9 protein-coding genes are annotated in these 16,984 nt (G+C 69.5%); 2 read left to right on the top strand and 7 right to left on the bottom strand.

Annotated elements, in window-relative coordinates; all coding sequences use genetic code 11:
- Positions 1-139: 139 nt before the first annotated feature.
- The 4 genes from D7Y15_RS00715 to D7Y15_RS00700 form a co-directional block, all read right to left on the bottom strand.
- On the bottom strand, positions 140-1,783 hold the full coding sequence (locus D7Y15_RS00715; RefSeq protein WP_121751388.1) for a cyclic peptide export ABC transporter: 1,644 nt from the start codon (positions 1,781-1,783) through the stop codon (positions 140-142).
- Positions 1,784-1,855: 72 nt separating this feature from the next.
- Positions 1,856-2,869: a 2,3-diaminopropionate biosynthesis protein SbnB gene (gene sbnB, locus D7Y15_RS00710; RefSeq protein WP_121751387.1), complete on the bottom strand. Its 1,014-nt coding sequence runs from the start codon at positions 2,867-2,869 to the stop codon at positions 1,856-1,858.
- A gap of 43 nt (positions 2,870-2,912) precedes the next feature.
- Positions 2,913-3,872 (bottom strand): 2,3-diaminopropionate biosynthesis protein SbnA, encoded by a 960-nt coding sequence (gene sbnA / locus D7Y15_RS00705; protein ID WP_199745865.1) that lies wholly within the window; start codon positions 3,870-3,872, stop codon positions 2,913-2,915.
- A gap of 108 nt (positions 3,873-3,980) precedes the next feature.
- Complete coding sequence (locus tag D7Y15_RS00700; RefSeq protein ID WP_158628975.1) at positions 3,981-5,366, bottom strand: serine hydrolase; 1,386 nt, start codon at positions 5,364-5,366, stop codon at positions 3,981-3,983.
- Positions 5,367-5,563: 197 nt separating this feature from the next.
- Here D7Y15_RS00700 and D7Y15_RS00695 point away from each other — a divergent pair, with 197 nt between their 5' ends.
- Positions 5,564-10,825 (top strand): type I polyketide synthase, encoded by a 5,262-nt coding sequence (locus D7Y15_RS00695; protein WP_255430318.1) that lies wholly within the window; start codon positions 5,564-5,566, stop codon positions 10,823-10,825.
- A gap of 26 nt (positions 10,826-10,851) precedes the next feature.
- Here the strand turns inward: D7Y15_RS00695 and D7Y15_RS00690 are convergent, their stop codons facing one another.
- Entirely contained in the window at positions 10,852-12,069 is a 1,218-nt protein-coding gene (locus D7Y15_RS00690; RefSeq protein ID WP_121751383.1) for a cytochrome P450, read from the bottom strand.
- A 188-nt stretch (positions 12,070-12,257) separates the two neighbouring features.
- Between D7Y15_RS00690 and fabD the strand changes: the two genes are divergently transcribed.
- Positions 12,258-14,498 carry an ACP S-malonyltransferase gene (gene fabD / locus D7Y15_RS00685; protein WP_121751382.1) on the top strand — a complete coding sequence of 747 codons (2,241 nt, stop codon included), beginning with the start codon at positions 12,258-12,260 and terminating at the stop codon, positions 14,496-14,498.
- A gap of 26 nt (positions 14,499-14,524) precedes the next feature.
- On the opposite strand, the gene D7Y15_RS00680 is transcribed toward fabD, so the two are convergent.
- Both D7Y15_RS00680 and D7Y15_RS44560 read right to left on the bottom strand, forming a co-directional pair.
- Positions 14,525-16,159, bottom strand: coding sequence for an FAD-dependent monooxygenase (locus D7Y15_RS00680; RefSeq protein ID WP_158628974.1), 1,635 nt, complete (start codon positions 16,157-16,159; stop codon positions 14,525-14,527).
- Positions 16,156-16,956, bottom strand: a complete 801-nt coding sequence (locus D7Y15_RS44560; RefSeq protein ID WP_158626903.1) for a hypothetical protein — start codon at positions 16,954-16,956, stop codon at positions 16,156-16,158. Before D7Y15_RS44560 ends, D7Y15_RS00680 begins: the two co-directional genes overlap by 4 nt.
- Positions 16,957-16,984: the final 28 nt, after the last annotated feature.

Genomic DNA, 16,984 nt, shown 5'->3' with positions numbered 1-16,984 from the left:
ACCCGCGGCGACAGGGCGACCACCGTCAGCGTCGTGTTCACCGCGCCCTCGGAGGGCAGGGTGGGCAGCGCCACGTCCACGGCTTCAATCCCAGGCATCTCCAACGGCCGGGGAGGAGGGTGGGGCGCATGCGAAGGGCTCACGCCGCCGAAGCGGGCGCCGCCGCGACGGTCTTGCCCAGCTCCAGCTTGATGACCCGGTGCGCGAGGTGGAAGTAGCGGTCGTCGTGCGTGATGACGAGCACGCCCTTGCCCCGCGCGGCCAGCTCCGGAAGCAGCCGGCGGTAGAAGACCTCGCGGAACTCGGGGTCCTGGTCCGCCGCCCATTCATCGAACAGGTAGAACGGCTTGTCCTCCAGGAGCGCGACGACCATCGCCAGGCGCTTGCGCTGGCCGGTGGACAGGCTCGTCGTGGAGAACCGCCCGTTGACGACCTGGAGCTTCGTGTCCAGCTCGAACAGCCGCAGGTACTCCTGCACGCGTCCCTGGAGCGGGGCGAGGTCCACGCCGCGCAGGTTCTCGAAGAGGTGGAAGTCGGTGAAGATGGCGGAGAACGTGTTGCGGTACGCGTCCCGGTTCTGGTCCGTCACCGGGACCCCGTTCCAGAGCAGCTGCCCGGACCTGGGCGTGTAGAGCCCGGTGAGCAGCCTGGCCATCGTCGTCTTGCCGCTGCCGTTGCCACCCACCACGAACACCAGCTCCCCGGAGCGCAGCGCCAGGTCGATGGGGCCCACGCGGAAGGCGGCCTCCTCGCCCGCGTCGCTGAACGCGTACGTCGCCGACTCGACGACCACCTCCTGCCGCCCGTCGGCGGGCAGGGCCAGCGCGGCAGGGGCGGAGGGCTCCTCGGTGAGCGACTCGGTGAGCGAAAGCTCCAGCTGCTGGAGCTTGTCAAGCGCGATGCTCACCTGGGGCCAGCGGCCCACGTCCTCCAGCAGCCCTCGGAACGGCCCCCACATGTACATCAGCGACAGCACGTAGCCGCGCGTGGCGTCGGTGTCGTGCGCGCTGAGGGCGAAGACGCCGAAGAGCATCACGCCCAGCACCAGCCAGGTGAAGAAGTGCACGAAGCTGCCCATCAGCGCGACGCTGATGGCCGCGTGCATGCCCTTGAGCCGGGTGCGCTCCACGGCGGGCGCGTAGTCCTCCTCCATGAACGCCCGCCGGCGCGGCTCGTGGAGCTTGAGCTCCTTGATGCCGTCCAGCACCTGCTGCTGCTCGCGGAACAGGTCGTCCTGGGTGTCGCGCTCCTCGCGCCACAGGGGGACCATCTTGCGGGTCGCGAAGTAATAGAAGACCACCAGCAGCGTCATGGCGGGCAGGACCAGCATCATCCCGCGGGGCGACAACCACGCCATGTACCCCAGGCAGCCGAGCACGATGGTGGTGCAGACGATGAGCCCGGGGATCTTCGAGGCGATGTTGACGATGGCCTGCACATCCTGGGAGAGCGCCGCGAGCACGGGCCCCTTGCCAATGAGCTCCAGGCGCCGGTAGGGCGCGACGAGGATGCTGCGGCCCAGCTTGAGGCGCAGCTCCGCGGTGATGGAGCGCGACACCTTCGCCAGCAGCAGCTCCGGCACGGTGTTGCCCACCAGCACGCCCACGCTCAGGGCGATGAAGCCCACGAGCAGGGTCTTCAGGGTGGACTGGTCCGTGCCCAGCGCATGGCTGATCAGCGCGAGCAGGGCGCTGTTGCAAAGGCCGGAGAAGATGCCCGTGACCGCGATGACGATCATCGAGGTCCGGGAGCGATGCAGCAGGAGCGACAGCAGGGAGAACATGAAGGGCCTCTGCGGCGTGTCACTGACCCAGATGCAGCGGAAGGATCCTTCCCCTCCGCACGCGATGGGACGTCAGCGGGTGAGCTCCCAGAAGAAGTCGTTCACGGCGACGTGTTCGTCACGCGCGACGGCGACGTCGTAGACCCACTTGCCGACCGCCAGGTCCAGCACGCCGAGTCCGAAGGGCGAGAAGATGATGGGCTTTGCGCGGTCCACCTGGCAGCGGCCCAGGATGAGCTGCGCGAGCGTGCCCGTCACGAACCCCCGTCCGCCGCTCAGCTGCTCCGCGAGGTGGGGCGACGTGTTGGCCTTCATGACGTGCTCGACGTCGTCGACGATGTTGTGCGAGGCCAGGAGCAGCTCGGGGGCCAGGTCCCGCAGGGAGATGTTGAGGACGATGGGGTTGTGCGCCAGCAGGGCCGGGTCACGGATGTAGGGCGCCCCTGCGACCGTCGCCAGGACGAGCAGGTCGCTGGAGCGCACCACGGTCTCCAGCTCCTTCTCGCAGCGGATGACGCCATGGCGCGCCGGCCGGCACGACTCCCGGGCGAAGCGCTCGGCCTCCGAGGGGACCAGGTCGTGCAGGAGGACTTCATCCACCTCCCAGCCCAGCTCCATGAGGAACGTGTAGATGTAGCGGGCGATGAGGCCGTTGCCCACGATGCCCAGCCTGCGCACCTGGCGCTTCCGGCCGTTGAGCCACTCCGCCGCCAGCACCGCGGAGCCCGCGGTCCGCGCCGCGGAGATGATGGAGCTCTCCAGGCACGCGAAGGGGTAGCCCGTCTCGTAGTCGTTGAGCAGGAGCACCGCGGAGGCGCGAGGGAAGCCCTTCGCGACGTTGTCCGGGTAGCTGGCGATCCACTTGATGCCGGACACGTTGGTGGTGCCGCCCAGGTAGGCCGGCAGCGCGATGATCCGGTCGCGAGGCCTCTCCGGGAAGCGCAGGAAGTAGCTGTCCGGGTTGACGCTCTGCTTCTCCTCGTGGGCGAGGTAGGCGTCCCGCACGCGGTCCACGCACTCCTGGGTCGCGCCCTGGATGATGGAGTGGATCGTCTTTCCGGTGATGACGTTGAAGGGGAAGGTCATGGGGTGTTCGAGGGCTCGTGGACTCGAGCAGGGGCGCGGCGGCTCAGGAGAAGCGCGCGGTCCAGGAGGGGGAGAAGATGGTGTCCAGGTAGGCCGTCCCGCGGTCGGCGCACATGAACAGGACGGTGGGAGGCGCAGGCAGCTCGCGGAAGCGGGGCAGGTAGCGTTTGACGGCCGCGAAGCACGAACCCGAGGACCCGCCCACCAGCAGGTTGTGTTGCAGGAGCAGCTCCCGGCAGCACTGCACCGTTTCGTATTCCGGCACCAACACCACGTCATCGATGAGCGCGTGGTTGACCAGCTCAGGCCGCACGCTGGCGCCGATGCCGGGGATGAACCGCTTGCCGGCCGCCCCGCCAAAGATGACGGAGCCCTGCGCGTCCACGGCGACCACGCGGATGGAGGGGAACACCTCCTTGAGCCGGCGGGACACGCCCGCGATGGTGCCGCCCGTGCTCACCCCGACGAAGACGTAGTCGAGCCGCTGGAACGTCCGGCGGATCTCCTCGCCCGTGAGCCAGTAGTGCGCCTCGACGACGTCAGGGTTGCCGTACTGGTTGGGCCAGAAGGCGCCCTGGATGGTGCCGCAGAGCTCCCGCACCTTGTTCAGGCGGGTCTTCAGGTAGCCGCCCATGTCGTCGCGCTCGGTGACCTTCACCACCTGCTCGCACGTGCGCTCCAGGAAGGACTCGTAACCGGGCGTGATGTTCGGATCGATGACCGGGATGAACTTCAGCCCCAGCAGCTTCGAGTACGTGGCCAGGGCCGACGCGAAGTTGCCGGAGGACGACTCCACGATGGTGGAGCCCTCGTGCAGCTCCCCTCGTTCGGCGGCGCGCTTGAGGACCCACAGCGCCGGCCGATCCTTGAGGCTGCCCACGGGATTCTGGCCTTCCAGCTTTGCGTGGAGATCCAGTCCCTCCCACGACAGCCGCACAGTGGGTGTTTCCTTCAGGACGAGCTGCAGGGCCGCAATTCGTTCGATAAGGGGGGTGTGTAGCACGGTGAGTGCTAGCGATAGTCCCTCAATGCTTGCAAGTCAACAATCGTTGGGAATCCGTGACAGAGTAGCATTTCATGTCACAAGGCCGGGCTGAAGCTGACGAGGACGTCACTCGTCCCGAGGCTCCACCTCGGAGATCCGCCCGGCTTCATCGAAGCGGACAGCCCAGCGGAGCGTCTGGTCCTTTCCGTGGATGGCGCGGTAGGTCCGCGACAGATGATCCGCGGAGTCCTCCAGGAGGATCAGGCGGCTCATCGGAGGCAGACCGCCGAGCGCGATGGGCAGCCACTCGTTCAGGTCCGCGAGCGAGTCCTTCGCGGTGCCGGTGAAGTGGCGGGCGTCCGCGTTGCCCGCGAGCAGTGCGGGCAGCAGGGCCTTCAAGGCCACCGTCCGCTCGGGAGCGGCGTCGGTGATGCCGGGCTCGTTCAGGAAGGGAGGAGGGGACAGGAAGAGCTTGGCCACGCCGTGCGCGAGCGAGGGACTCAGACGCCGCTGGTTGGTGAGCACCACCACGGCCAGTTTGTCGGCTGGGTAGATGACGGTGTCGGAGAGCGCGGGCCCGCCGCTGTGAGCGACCTCGTGGCGTCCCCGGTACTGGCCCACGGTCCATCCCACCGCGAAGCTGCTGGGCTTGCCGTCATTGAGCGTGGGCGGCGTCCACATGGCGGAGCGAAGGTCCGCGTTCAGGAGCTTGTCGCCCATGAGCGCGGCCGCGAACCGGGACATGTCCGTCACGGAGGAGAACAGGCCGCCGGCTGACAGCGTGTAGCGCGGATACATGAACCAGTATTGCTGCTGATGGCCCGTGCGCCATTGATAGGTCGCCGCGCGTTCCGTGACGACGTCGCTGGTCAGGACGACATGTGCCTCGGTGAGGGTGGCATGGTCGAAGCCGCTGTTCGTCATGCCCAGGGGAGTGAAGATGCGGTCGCGCAGGAGCTGCTCGTAGGGGGCGCCGCCGGCCTTCTCCAGGACATGGGTGAGGAGGACGAAGTCATCCGACCCGTAGGCGTTCTTCTCGCCCGGGGCTGAAGCAAGTGGGGCCTTCTTGGCCGCATCGATCGCGACCGTGACGCTGGCGTTGTCCGCGTCCACGGGGCCAGGCCGAAGGCCAGACGTGTGACTGGCAAGGTGGAGCAGGGTGATGTCCTTCCAGGCGGGAGGACAGTCGGGGATGTATTGGCAGACGCGGGCATCGAGCTTGAGCTTGCCCTGGCCCACGAAGTCCATCAGCAACACCGCCGTGAACATCTTGGTACCGGAGGCAATCTGGAACGCCGTGCGGGTGCTCGCGGGGGCCTTCCATTCCAGGTTCGCCGTGCCGTAGGCCGCGAGCTTGATGACCTTGCCATCACGGACCACCGCGACGGCGGCGCCAGGGATGTGATTGCGAGCCATCTCCGCGCGCAGGAACGCATCCACCTTGTCCGGCGCGCTCCAGGCCAACTGCGTCCATCCCAGGAGAAGCACCAGGCCCCATCGTTGAATGTTCATGATCAGTTCTCGGTGCTCGGAAGCCCCAGGATTGATTCGGTGAAGGCGAACAGCTTCGCGTCGTCTGGCCGCAGGCTGCATGTCGTCACAGGTTCAGCGGGCCCCCGCCTGATGCGCTCGGGCCGCTCGCTTGTTGTTCCGCGTTAGAATCGCTGGATACAATCCCCTTGGATAATTTCACGAAACGGGGATTCCCAGTGGGTGACGCCGACAGCACGCCGCATGAAATAAACGGGGCCCCCCGCAACCCGATTGCCGTCGTCGGCATGTCAGGGCGCTTTCCGGGGGCCAGGACCCTGGAGCAGATGTGGGAGAACCTGCGTCAGGGGGTGGACTCGGTGTCCGGAGCGCCCCTGGACCGCTGGGCGCTGGAGGCCTCGACCGGCAGCACTTCGGGGCTTCGCGGCGGGTTCCTCGACGAGGTCGAGGGTTTCGAGCCCGCGTTCTTCGGACTGTCCCCTGGGGACGCGGCGCGGATGGATCCCCAGCAGCGCCTCGTGCTGGAGCACTGCTGGATGGCCCTGGAGGCGGCGGGTCTGCCTCGCTTGGGAGAGGGACGCAGGGCTGGCGTGTTCATGGGGATCCGGCCTTCGGACTACCCGGCCGGGCTCCCCGAGAATGATGCTTCGCGGCTCCTGGCCCGGGTGTCCCGGCTGCTGGGCATCCAGGGGCCGGGCCTCGTGGTGGACGCGGCCTGCGCATCGTCGCTCGTCGCCATCCAGCTGGCCTGCCAGCAATTGTGGACGGGCTCCCTGGAGTGGGCCCTGGCGGGTGGCGTCTTCGTCATGTCCACCGTTCGCATGCACCTCGCGGCGATCCACGCCATGGAACACGGAGGCGGGTTCGTCCCCGCCGAGGGCGTGGGCGTGGTGGTCCTCAAGCCCTTGGGCCGGGCCCTCGCCGACGGGGACCGCGTCCTCGGCGTCATCCGAGGCTGTGAGAGCGTTCAGGTCGGGCGGCTTCCGGGCGCGCCGGCTTCCGACGACGCGCGGTGCCGCGCCGACCTCATCCGCGCGGTCCACCAGCAGGCCGGCATTGAACCGGAGACGATCTCCTACGTGGAGGCGCACGGCAGCGGCGCCCGCCGCCCGGATGACGTGGAGCTGGAGGCCCTCACGCGGGTCTTCCAGGCGCGCACGGCTCGCACCGGCTCCTGCGCCATTGGGTCGGTCGAGGGCAACGTGGGCCATGCCAGCGCGGCCTCGGGCATGGCGGGGTTGTTCAAGATCCTCCTCGCCTTCGAGCACCAGGAGCTTCCTCCTTCGCTCCACTCGCGCGCGGAGAGGGTTGAGCAGACGCCCTTCCGGGCCGACACGAAGCCCTCTCCATGGGTGGGGGCCGAGGGGGCGCCGCGCCGGGCCGCCATCAGCGCCTTCAGCTCGAGCGGCACCGACTGCCACCTCGTGCTGGAGGAGGCACCTCCTCCCATGCCCCGTGCGGCCGCGCCCGAGCGCCCTGCATACCTGTTCGTCCTGTCCGCGCGGACCCATGAGGCGCTGGGCCGGATCGCCGCGAACCTCATCGAGAGTCTGGAGCGCTCGCTGTCGGACGGCGAAGCCCCTCATCCAGGAGACGTCGCCTTCACCCTGGCGCGCGGGCGGGGAGCACTGGAGCAGCGCGCGGCTTTCGTCGCCGCGGACCTCAAGGAGCTGATCGTCCTCCTGACACCGTTGCGCGACACGCCCGCTGCGCCACGGGGGCACGCCGGTCCGGGAGGGATCTCCGCGTCCTCCCGGGGCCTCCTGCGCGAAGTGAACGGGCGCCTGCTCCGGAGCCTCGACCTGGAGGCGCCGGCCACCGTCTGGCGCGACACGCTCCAGGCCTCGGCCGAGCTGTACGTGCTGGGCGTGGACCTGGATCAGCCCGCCCTGTTTCCGGAAGGCGTCTACCGGTGCGTCCCGCTGCCTTCCCATCCCTTCGCCCGTGAGCGCTGCTGGCTCCAGGCTCCCGTCCCGGAGGCCGCTCCTCCGGTGAGCACCGGGGAGGTGCCCGAGGTGACGATGCTCCCCGAGAACGCGCTCCTGCTGGAGAAGGGGTGGCGTGTCGTGGAGGAGCAGGGGAGCGCGGAGGCGCTGGACCTGGAGGGCACCCTCGTCGTGCTGGTCAACGACGAGACGATCGCCCTGGCACGGCAGGCGCTCGCGTCCCTTCGGAACACCCGCATGTTCCTCATCGCGAACTGCGGGAGCTCGACCCCGGGTGTCGATGCACTGCTCGACTTTGATCGCCATGAGGCCGGTGTCCGGCTGGGGGAGGAGCTGAACGCCCGCCGCGGGCCGCTGGCGGGGATCCTCGACCTCTCCGACCTCCGGACCGCGCCGCGAGGGGGCGCGGAGGACGCGCCGGAGCGGATGGAGACGTTCGGCCGGATCGGCCTCTTGCAGACGCTCTTGAAGCGCGGCCGGACGGAGACCTTCGCGCTGCTGCACTTCACCCGCGGCCTGCGCACGTTCATGAGCACCGGTCCGCTGGAGCTCGGCGGTGGCGTGATGGCGGCGCTGGCGGGCAAGCTCGGCGCGGAGTTCGCGGGCCTGCATGCCCGCACCGTGGACCTGGAGCGCGTCCCGGCTGACGCCAGCGAACTGGAGGCGTTGCTCCGTCAGGAGCACGGCGACCGGGACTCCGGTGGCGAAGTCATCCACCGGAGGGGCCGCCGTTACGTCCCCCAGATGCAACCGCTGCTCGTCTCGCCCGCTCCCGTGCCGCGCATGTCCGCCGACAAGGTGTATGTCATTACGGGCGGGGTGCGTGGCATTGGCCTGGAGGTCGCTCACCACCTGGTGGCTCGGGGCGCCCGGCGGCTGGTCCTCATGGGCGTGCAGCCGCTGCCGCCCCAGGGGCAGTGGCCCTCGCTCCTGGCCGACCCGGGATGCGCACCGGCCCTGCGGGAACGACTGGCGTCCCTGCGGGCCCTGGAGTCCCGTGGGGTGCGTCTGCGCGTCCACTGCGGTGCGTTGACGGACTCCGCCGCGTTGGATGCGCTCTTCTCCGAGGTCCGCGCGTCCCTCGGCCCCATCGCGGGCTGCATCCACTCCGCCGGAGCGGTCTTCTTCACTCCGCCCGCCTTCACCAGCAAGCCGCTGGGGCAGTGGCTCAAGGTGCTCGAGCCCAAGGTCGAAGGCCTGCTCACGCTGGAGCGCGCGCTCGCCGCGGATGCGCTCGAATTCTTCGTCGTGTTCTCCTCGGTCTCGGCCCAGGTGCCGTCGCTGGCCGTCGGCCTCCTGGACTACTCGGCCGCCAACGCGTTCATGAACCTGTGGGTCGAGCACCGGCGCGCCACGGGCCGTGTCTCCCACCAGTCCGTCGTCTGGCCCAACTGGAGGGACGTCGGCATGGGCGAGGTGAAGAGCCCGGCGTATCAGTCCCTCGGCCTGATGGCGCACTCCACCCCGGACGGCCTGGCGCTGCTGGATGCGGCGATGGCCTCCGGGCGGGCCGTGCTCCTGCCCGCCGTGGTCGACCCGAGCCGCTTCGCTCCCGACGCCCTGCTGCGGACGCGGAACCGGCCGCTTCCCGTCCGCGACCTTTCGCGCCCGAGCCCGTGGGTCGAGCTGCCCGCGCCCGTCGAACCTTCAACGCCGGTGGTGCCCGACCCGCCGGTCCTGGCGCCCGCGTCCGCTCCCCCCAGAGCCACGGATGCGGAGCTCCGCGCCTTCACCGTGGGGTGGCTCCGCCAGGTGTTCGCACGGGAGCTCCAGCTGTCCCCGGAGCAGCTCAACCCCGACGCGGACTTCGAGACCCTGGGGCTGGACTCGATTCTCGTCATCGAAGTGGTGACGCATCTGGATGAGTGGCTGGGTGTGAAGCTCGATCCGTCACTCCCCCTGCTGCACCGGACGCTGACGGCGCTCACGAGCCAGCTCGTGGAGGCGTACCCCGAGGCCGTGTTGGCGGCCCATGAGCGGGCCATGCCTCCCGTGGCGCGACCCCTGGAGCCCCGGCGTGTCGAGCGCGCTCCAGGGCAGGCGCCTCCTCCTCCGGTGAAGGCCGCTCCCGTGCCCCTGCCCGTGACAGCTCCCGGAAACGAGGAGCCCATCGCGGTGATTGGCATGGCCTGTCACTTCCCCGGCTCGCCCGATCTGGAGGCGTACTGGCGCGTGCTGCGGGAGGGGCGCGACCTCATCACGGAGGTGCCCGAGTCCCGCTGGCGGATCGCGGACTTCCATTCCTCCACCCATCAGCCTGGACGGAGCATCAGCCGCTGGGGCGGCTTCATCGAGGGAATCGAGCTGTTCGATCCGGACTTTTTCCAGATCTCCCGGGCGGATGCCCCCTGCATCGACCCGTTGATGCGCCAGTTCCTGGAGGTCAGCGTCCAGTGCCTCCGGCACGCGGGCCATGCCTCGCACGAGGTGGCGGGGAGGCGCGTGGGGGTGTTCGTCGGCTCGCGGATGAGCGGCTATGCCGCGCGCATGCCGGAGCCCACGCGCAATGGCGTCATCGGCTCGGGGCAGAACTTCATCGCCGCGCACGTGTCCCACTTCCTCGACTTCAAGGGGCCGGCCCTGGTCGTGGACACCGCGTGCTCGTCCTCGCTCGTCGCCATCCACCTGGCCTGCCAGAGCCTGCGCTCGGGGGAGTCCGAGCTGGCGATGGCCGGGGGCGTGGACATCCTGCTCGACGAGGCCGTCTACCTGACGCTCAGTGAGAGCCGCGCGCTGTCACGCGATGGCCGGTGCAAGACCTTCGACGAGCGCGCGGACGGCTTCGTCCCCGGCGAGGGCGCGGGGGCCGTCCTGCTCAAGCCGCTGCGCAAGGCCCTGGCGGATGGGGACCGCGTCTACGCCGTCATCGACGCGACGGCCGTCAACAATGACGGGCACACCATGGGCGTCACCACCCCCAACCCCGCGGGGCAGCGCGCCGTCATCGAGGAGGCCCTGCGCCAGGGCCGCGTCGATCCCCGGACGCTCGGCTACGTGGAGGCCCATGGCACCGGGACCATGCTCGGAGATCCCATCGAGCTGAAGGCGCTCACGGAGGTGCTCGCGCCGGCGGGCGCTCCTCCGGGCTCGTGCGCGGTGGGCACCGTCAAGAGCAACTTCGGGCACCTGCTGAGCGCCGCGGGGGTCGCGGGCTTCATCAAGGTGGTGCTCTCCCTGATGCACCGCGAGCTGCCCCCCACGCTTCACTGCGAGACGCCCAACCCGCGCTTCCACTTCGAGTCCTCGCCGCTCTTCCCCAACACCACGCTCCGGCCGTGGGAGCCGCGCTTCGGGGTGCGCCGCGCGGGACTCAGCGCGTTTGGCTTTGGCGGGACCAACGCGCACGCGCTCGTGAGCGAGGCGCCCGCTGAGCAGCAGCCCACGCGCGCGCCCCTGCCTCCCGTGGTCTTCACGCGCCAGCGTTACTGGCTGGAGGCTCCGTCCGGCCGCGCGGCGTCAATCCCTGACGCCGCGCGCGCGGAGCCTCCCTCCCGGCGGAAGCTCGTCGCGCTGGACTTCGGCGCGACGGGCTGACGCCAGGGGAGGCGGACAACAGAACCTCAGCTCCAGACCAGGGGGAACGTGGACAGGCCCCGGAAGCTGAGGTTCATGTTCCAGTTCTCGTTGTCGCTCTTGGGGCGCACATTGGGGATGCGCTTGAAGAGCGTCTCGAAGCCGACGGGGATCTCCGCGCGCGCGAGGAAGGCGCCCGGGCAGACGTGGATGCCCGTGCCGAAGCCCAGGTGCGGGTTCTTCTCTCGCGTGAGCTCCAACTCGTCCGGCCGGTCGAAGTAGGCGGGGTCGCGGTTGGCCGCGGCCACCATGGGCATGATGCCCTGGCCCTTCTTGATCTGCTTGCCACCCAGCTCGAAGTCACACGCCGCGATGCGGGTGGGCGCCTGCGCGGGGGAGGTGAAGCGGTAGAGCTCCTCGCCCGCGGCCCGGTTGATTTGCGGGTTCTGCTTCATCCGCTCCAACTGCTCGGGGTGCTTGAACATCGCGAGCAGGCCCGTGCTGAGGACGTTCTGCGTGGTGGTGTGGCCGCCCGCCAGCAGCAGCACCATCTGGGCCACCACCTCCTCCAGCGTGAGCTTGTTGTCCTCGCGCCACGCCTTGATCAGGTAGGAGATGAAGTCCTCGCGCGGGCGCTCGAGGCGGTCATTGATGGCGCGCGTGATGTAGTCGGTCATCTTCAGCAGCGCATCCTGGCCCTTCAGCATGACGTCCAGGTTGTCGATGCGGCCCGTCGCCCGCGCCAGGTCCACGCTCCACGCCTTGAACGTGGGCAGGTCCTCCCGGTTCATGCCCAGGATCTCCACCGAGAAGAGCATCGCGGGCAGCGCGTAGGCGTAGTCATTGACGAAGTCCATCTCCCCCTTGTCGTACACCTGATCGATCAGCCAGTTCGCGGTCTGCTGGGCGCGCTGGTGGATGTCCTTGACGTTGTCGGGGCGGAAGGCCTGGTTGATGAGGCCGCGCAGCCGCTTGTGTTCGGGGTTGTCCTTCATCACGGCCCACATCGAGAAGTGGGTGATGATGGGCCGCAGATGTTTCATGAACTCATCGTTCACGACGAAGGTCTCGCTGCTCTGGCTGGAGAAGCGGGTCGTGTCCTTCAGCGCGGTCTGGACGTCTTCATACCGGGTGAGCAGCCAGTGTCGCGTCTCCTCGCTCCAATACACAGGCTCCTGCTCGCGCAGTTGCTTGTAGTATGGGTAGGGGTTGATGTTGAACTCCGGGCTCAGGATGTTGACATGCAGCTTCGCGTCTTGGCTCATGGGGTGTTTTCCTTTGATGGACTGCGGGCACTGAGCGTGGACAACGCCCGGGATGGGCTCACGACCGTGATTATGGTAGCTCAGGAGCCGCGTGAAACAGAGCCCTGGATGTGTCGCCGTGGGCCGCCTCCAGTTGGGGTGAAGGCCAGCGTGGATTCCGGGGTTCGTGAAGAAAACGGGTGTGGCACATGACGGCGTTCGTGTTTCCGGGGCAGGGTTCGCAGAAGCGGGGGATGGGGGCGGAGCTGATCGCGAGACATCCGGAGTGGGTGGCCCAGGCGGACGCCCTGCTGGGGTATCGGCTGGCGGAGGTGTGCCAGGACTCGCGCCTGGATGAGACGCGATACACCCAGCCCGCGCTGTTCGTTCTGAATGCTCTTGCATGTCTGGAGATGCGAGAGCGCCATGGGCGGGATCCTGAGCACGCCCTGGGGCACAGCCTGGGTGAGTACAACGCGCTGTTCGCGGCGGGGGCCTTCGACTTCGCGACCGGCGTCCTCCTGGTCCGCAAGCGCGGGGAGTTGATGGCCCAGGCGACCGGCGGTGGCATGGCCGCGGTGGTGGGGCTGTCCGTGGAGCGCATCGTCGAGGTGCTGGAGCGGCTGGGGGTGCGCACCCTGGACCTGGCCAATGACAACACGCCCAGCCAGCAGGTGCTCTCTGGACCGCGCGAGGATCTGGAGCGGGTGGCGCCGGAGCTGCGCGCGGCCGGGGGCAACGTCATCCTGCTCAAGGTGAGCGCCGCGTTCCATTCGCGCTACATGCGCCCCGCGCGCGACGCCTTCGCGGCCTTCCTGCGGGAGTTCTCCTTCGCGCCGCTGCGCTTCCCGGTCATCTCCAACGTGGAGGCCCGTCCCTACGAGGACGCGCGGGTGGCGGAGCTGCTGGCCCGGCAGATCGACTCGCCGGTGCGGTGGACGCAGAGCGTGCGCGCCCTTCTTGCCCAGGGGGAGCAGGAGTTCGTGGAGGTGGGGCACGGCAGGGTCCTCACGGGCCTCATCAGCCAGATTCGTCAGGCGACCCCCAGCGTCGCGCCCGCCGCCGTTGCGCCCGCGCCCGCCGTCGTCTCGGGGATGCGCGCCGAGACCCTGGGCAGCAAGGCCTTCCGTGACGCCCATGGCGTGCGCCTCTCCTACGTGGCGGGCTCCATGTACAAGGGCATCTCCTCGCGGGAGCTGGTGGTGCGGATGGGACGCGCGGGGTTGCTGGGGTTCTTCGGCACCGGCGGCGTCCCGCTGGCGCGCGTCGAAGAGGAGCTGCTGGCCATCCAGGCCGCGCTGCGCCCGGGCGAGGCCTACGGCATGAACCTGCTGCACAGCCCCGAGCGCCCCGAGCGCGAGGCGGGGCTGGTCGACCTGTTCCTGCGCAGGGGCGTGCGCGACGTCGAGGCGTCCGCCTTCCTGCAGTTGACCCCGGCCCTGGTCCGCTTCCGCATGACGGGCGCGCGGCGGCGCGAGGACGGCCGGGCCGAGGCCCCGAACCGCCTCATCGCCAAGGTGTCCCGGCCGGAGGTCGCGGAGGCCTTCATGTGCCCGCCTCCACAGGGGCTCCTCGACGGGCTCGTGCGCGCGGGCCAGCTCACCCGGGAAGAAGCCCTGCTCGCGCGGGAGCTGCCCATGGCCGAGGACGTCTGCGTGGAGGCGGACTCCGGAGGACACACGGACCAGGGCGTCGCCAGCGCCCTGTTCCCCGCGATGAGCCTGCTGCGCGACCGGATGGTGGCCGAGCACCGCTATCCGGTCCGCATCCGCCTGGGCGCGGCCGGGGGAATCGGGACGCCCCAGGCGGCGGGCGCGGCCTTCCTGATGGGCGCGGACTTCATCGTGACGGGGTCCATCAACCAGTGCACGGTGGAGGCGGGGACCAGTGAGCCCGTGAAGGACCTGCTGGAGACGCTCGACGTGCAGGACGTGACGTGCGCGCCCGCGGGGGACATGTTCGAGCTCGGCGCGAAGATCCAGGTGGTGCGCAAGGGGCTCTTCTTCCCGGCCCGGGCCAACCGCCTCTACGCGCTCTATCAACACCACCCGTCCCTGGAGGCCCTGGACGCGGAGACCCGCAAGCAGCTCCAGGAGAAGGTCTTCCGCCGCGGCTTCGACGAGATCTGGGAGGAGACGCGTCAGCACTACCTGCGCGTCGATCCCGAGGTGGTGGCGCTCGCGGAGCGCACCCCCCGGAAGAAGATGGCGCTCGTGTTCCGCTGGTACTTCGTCCACACCTCGCGCCTGGCCCTGCGCGGGAGCCGCGAGCAGCGCACCGACTACCAGGTCCACTGCGGGCCGGCGATGGGCGCGTTCAACCAGTGGGTTCGTGGGACTCCCCTGGCCTCGTGGCGCGACCGGCACGTGGATGAGATGGGCGTGAAGCTCATGGAGGCCACGGCCGCGTGGCTGGAGGAGCGCTTCCAGGTGATGCGCGGGGGGACCTGAGCCGCGTCCCCCCGCCGGGGGTGCGCTCAGGTCAGGAGCGCGTTGAAGTAGGCGTCCAGCCCCGCGGGCGCGTCCAGCGGGAAGCGCGCGGCGACGTGGGCGTCGGGGCGGATCAACACGCAGCCCGCGCCCTTCGCGCCCAGGGCCTGGTGGACCTTCCCGTCCGCGTCACGCCACACGGCGCCCGTTCCTCCGGCGTCGAAGCCCGGCGGGATCTGCCCGTGGAACACGAAGTGGGGGATGAGCCATTCGCCGTGCTTCTCCCGGGCGTGCGCGGCCACGGCCCGCATCCGCGCCGCGTCGGGCTTCGCTCCGCCCAGGATGAAGAGCGTGTGGTGGGTCGCCCGGAGCACCTCGTACATCGCGGTGCGCTTCTCCGCGTCCAACACGCAGTGCGGCGCGCGATCCCCAGGCCGGGCCCGGCCCCACTCGAACGCGGCGAGGGACGCGCGGGTGCCGGACGGATCCATCGCCGTCTGCACCACGGGGCTGCGGCGGTAGTGCAGGTCCAGCTGCGAGGTCCCCATGACGTTCTTCAGGTTCAGCGCGGGCACGTTGAGCAGCTGCAGCTGCTTGCGCCCCAGGAAGCGCAGGATCGGGTTCGCGCCGAAGACGAGCAGGGTGAGCCGGTCGTTCTGCGCGAACATCGTCACGGCGGCGGCGTGGCGCTCCGCGTGGTAGCTGTCGAGCAGGGCCGTGCTCGCCTTGCCCCGGACCGCGAGCCGCAGCTTCCAGGCCAGGTTGACGGCGTCCAGCGCCCCCGTGTTGAGGCCCTGCGCGGCGATGGGGGTGTTCACGTGGGCCGCGTCCCCCGCCACGAACACGCGCCCCACCCGGTACTGGGACACCAGGCGCTGGCTCGGGTTGTAGTGGGTGAGCCACAGGGGATCCTCCAGCTTCCAGTGGCCCAGGCCCAGCGGCGTCATGATCTCGCGGAACTCCTCCAGCGTGGGCACCTGTCCCGTGAGCGGAGACCCAGGGGGCCGCGCGGCGATGAGCCGGTAGGAGTCGTTGCCCAGGTTCAGCACCACGAAGGGGAACCGGTCCAGGATGAAGCCGTGGCGCTCGTCGCGGGCGAGCGACATGTTGGGGATGCGCACGTCCGTCATGATCCAGTTGTCGTCATACCGAGCGCCCTTGAACCCCAGGTCGAGCACGGCGCGGACCTGGCTGTGGCCGCCGTCGCAGCCCACCAGGAACGGCACCCGGACCTCCTCCCGCTCGCCCCCGGCCCGCACCAGCCGGGCCGTCACTCCCGCCGCGTCCTGCTCGAATCCTTCCAGCGCGGTGGAGCGCTCCACGGTGATGCCGCGCTCGCCCAGCGCCTGGACCAGCACCCGCTCCGTCTGCCCCTGGTGCAGGTGCAGGTAGAAGGCGAAGGCGGTCTCCAGCCGGTCGTAGCGCAGCACGGTGACGCGCTTGCGTCCGACGTGCATGTTCATGACGGGGTTGACCACCCCGTCCTTCATGAGCCGGTCCGAGACGCCCAGCATCTGGAATATCTCCAGGGTCCGGGGCTGGATCGTCACGGCCTTGGACTCGCCGGAGAACGAGGGCTCCTTGTCGATGAGGCGCACCCGGACGCCCTGCTGATCGAGCGCCAACGCGAGGCAGAGCCCCACCGGGCCGGCGCCCGCGATCAACACCTCCGCGGTGCTCACGACGCCCTCCCCGCGGCCCGCGCCTTCGGCACGCCGGCCAGGAAGGAGACGCGCGCGCCCAGGAAGCCCGGCAGCACCCGCAGGTCCCAGTCGTAGCCCTCGTGTCCTTCGACCTGCTGGACGAGCGCCTCCCACTCCTCGAGGTGGTAGGCGCGCAGGTGCGAAACCACGCCGTCGAAGAGGAAGCACAGCGAGCCCAGGGGGGCCACGACGCCCAGCAGCACGCGGCGCAGGTTCAAGGGGCGGATGCCGCCCAGGCTCAACCAGAGGCTGATGAACGGCGTCGCGGCGGTGAAGCGCAGCACGGACACCAGGTCCCGCTGGACGGGATCCAGGAACACGATGGGCTGCTGCTTGGCCACCGCGTCCGCCAGGATTCCCCGCACCGTGGCGGGCTGGAAGTGGTGCACGGCGTTGACGATGAGGCGCAGGCCCGACATCTGCTCGGGGACGTCCAGCACGTCCACGGACCCCTGGACATGGCTCACGCGGCCCGCGCTCTCGCGCTCGATTTCGGCGAACCGCTCCAGGGACGGGTACTTGTCCGACAGCTGGATGCGGACGTCCTCGCGTCCCAGGTGCCGGGACAGGGCCAGCATCAGCCCCCCGTCCCCCGCGCACAGCGCCTGGATGGACGTGAGGCCCCGCTGCTCCATCAGCCGGGCGAGGGCGTCGAAGCCGTTGTCATACATCCGCAGCCGCACGGACATGTGGTGCAGGAACTCCATGATCGTCTTGCGCAGCGGTGAAGGCAGCCACGGCAGGTCGTTGAATTCGAAGAGGTGGGCGCGTTTCATGGGGAGCCGTTCGAGGGGGGGATCAGGG

This window comes from Corallococcus sp. AB030, assembly GCF_003668965.1.
In the GTDB taxonomy this organism is placed as follows: domain Bacteria; phylum Myxococcota; class Myxococcia; order Myxococcales; family Myxococcaceae; genus Corallococcus; species Corallococcus exiguus.
This window is presented reverse-complemented; position numbering and strand designations above follow the sequence as displayed.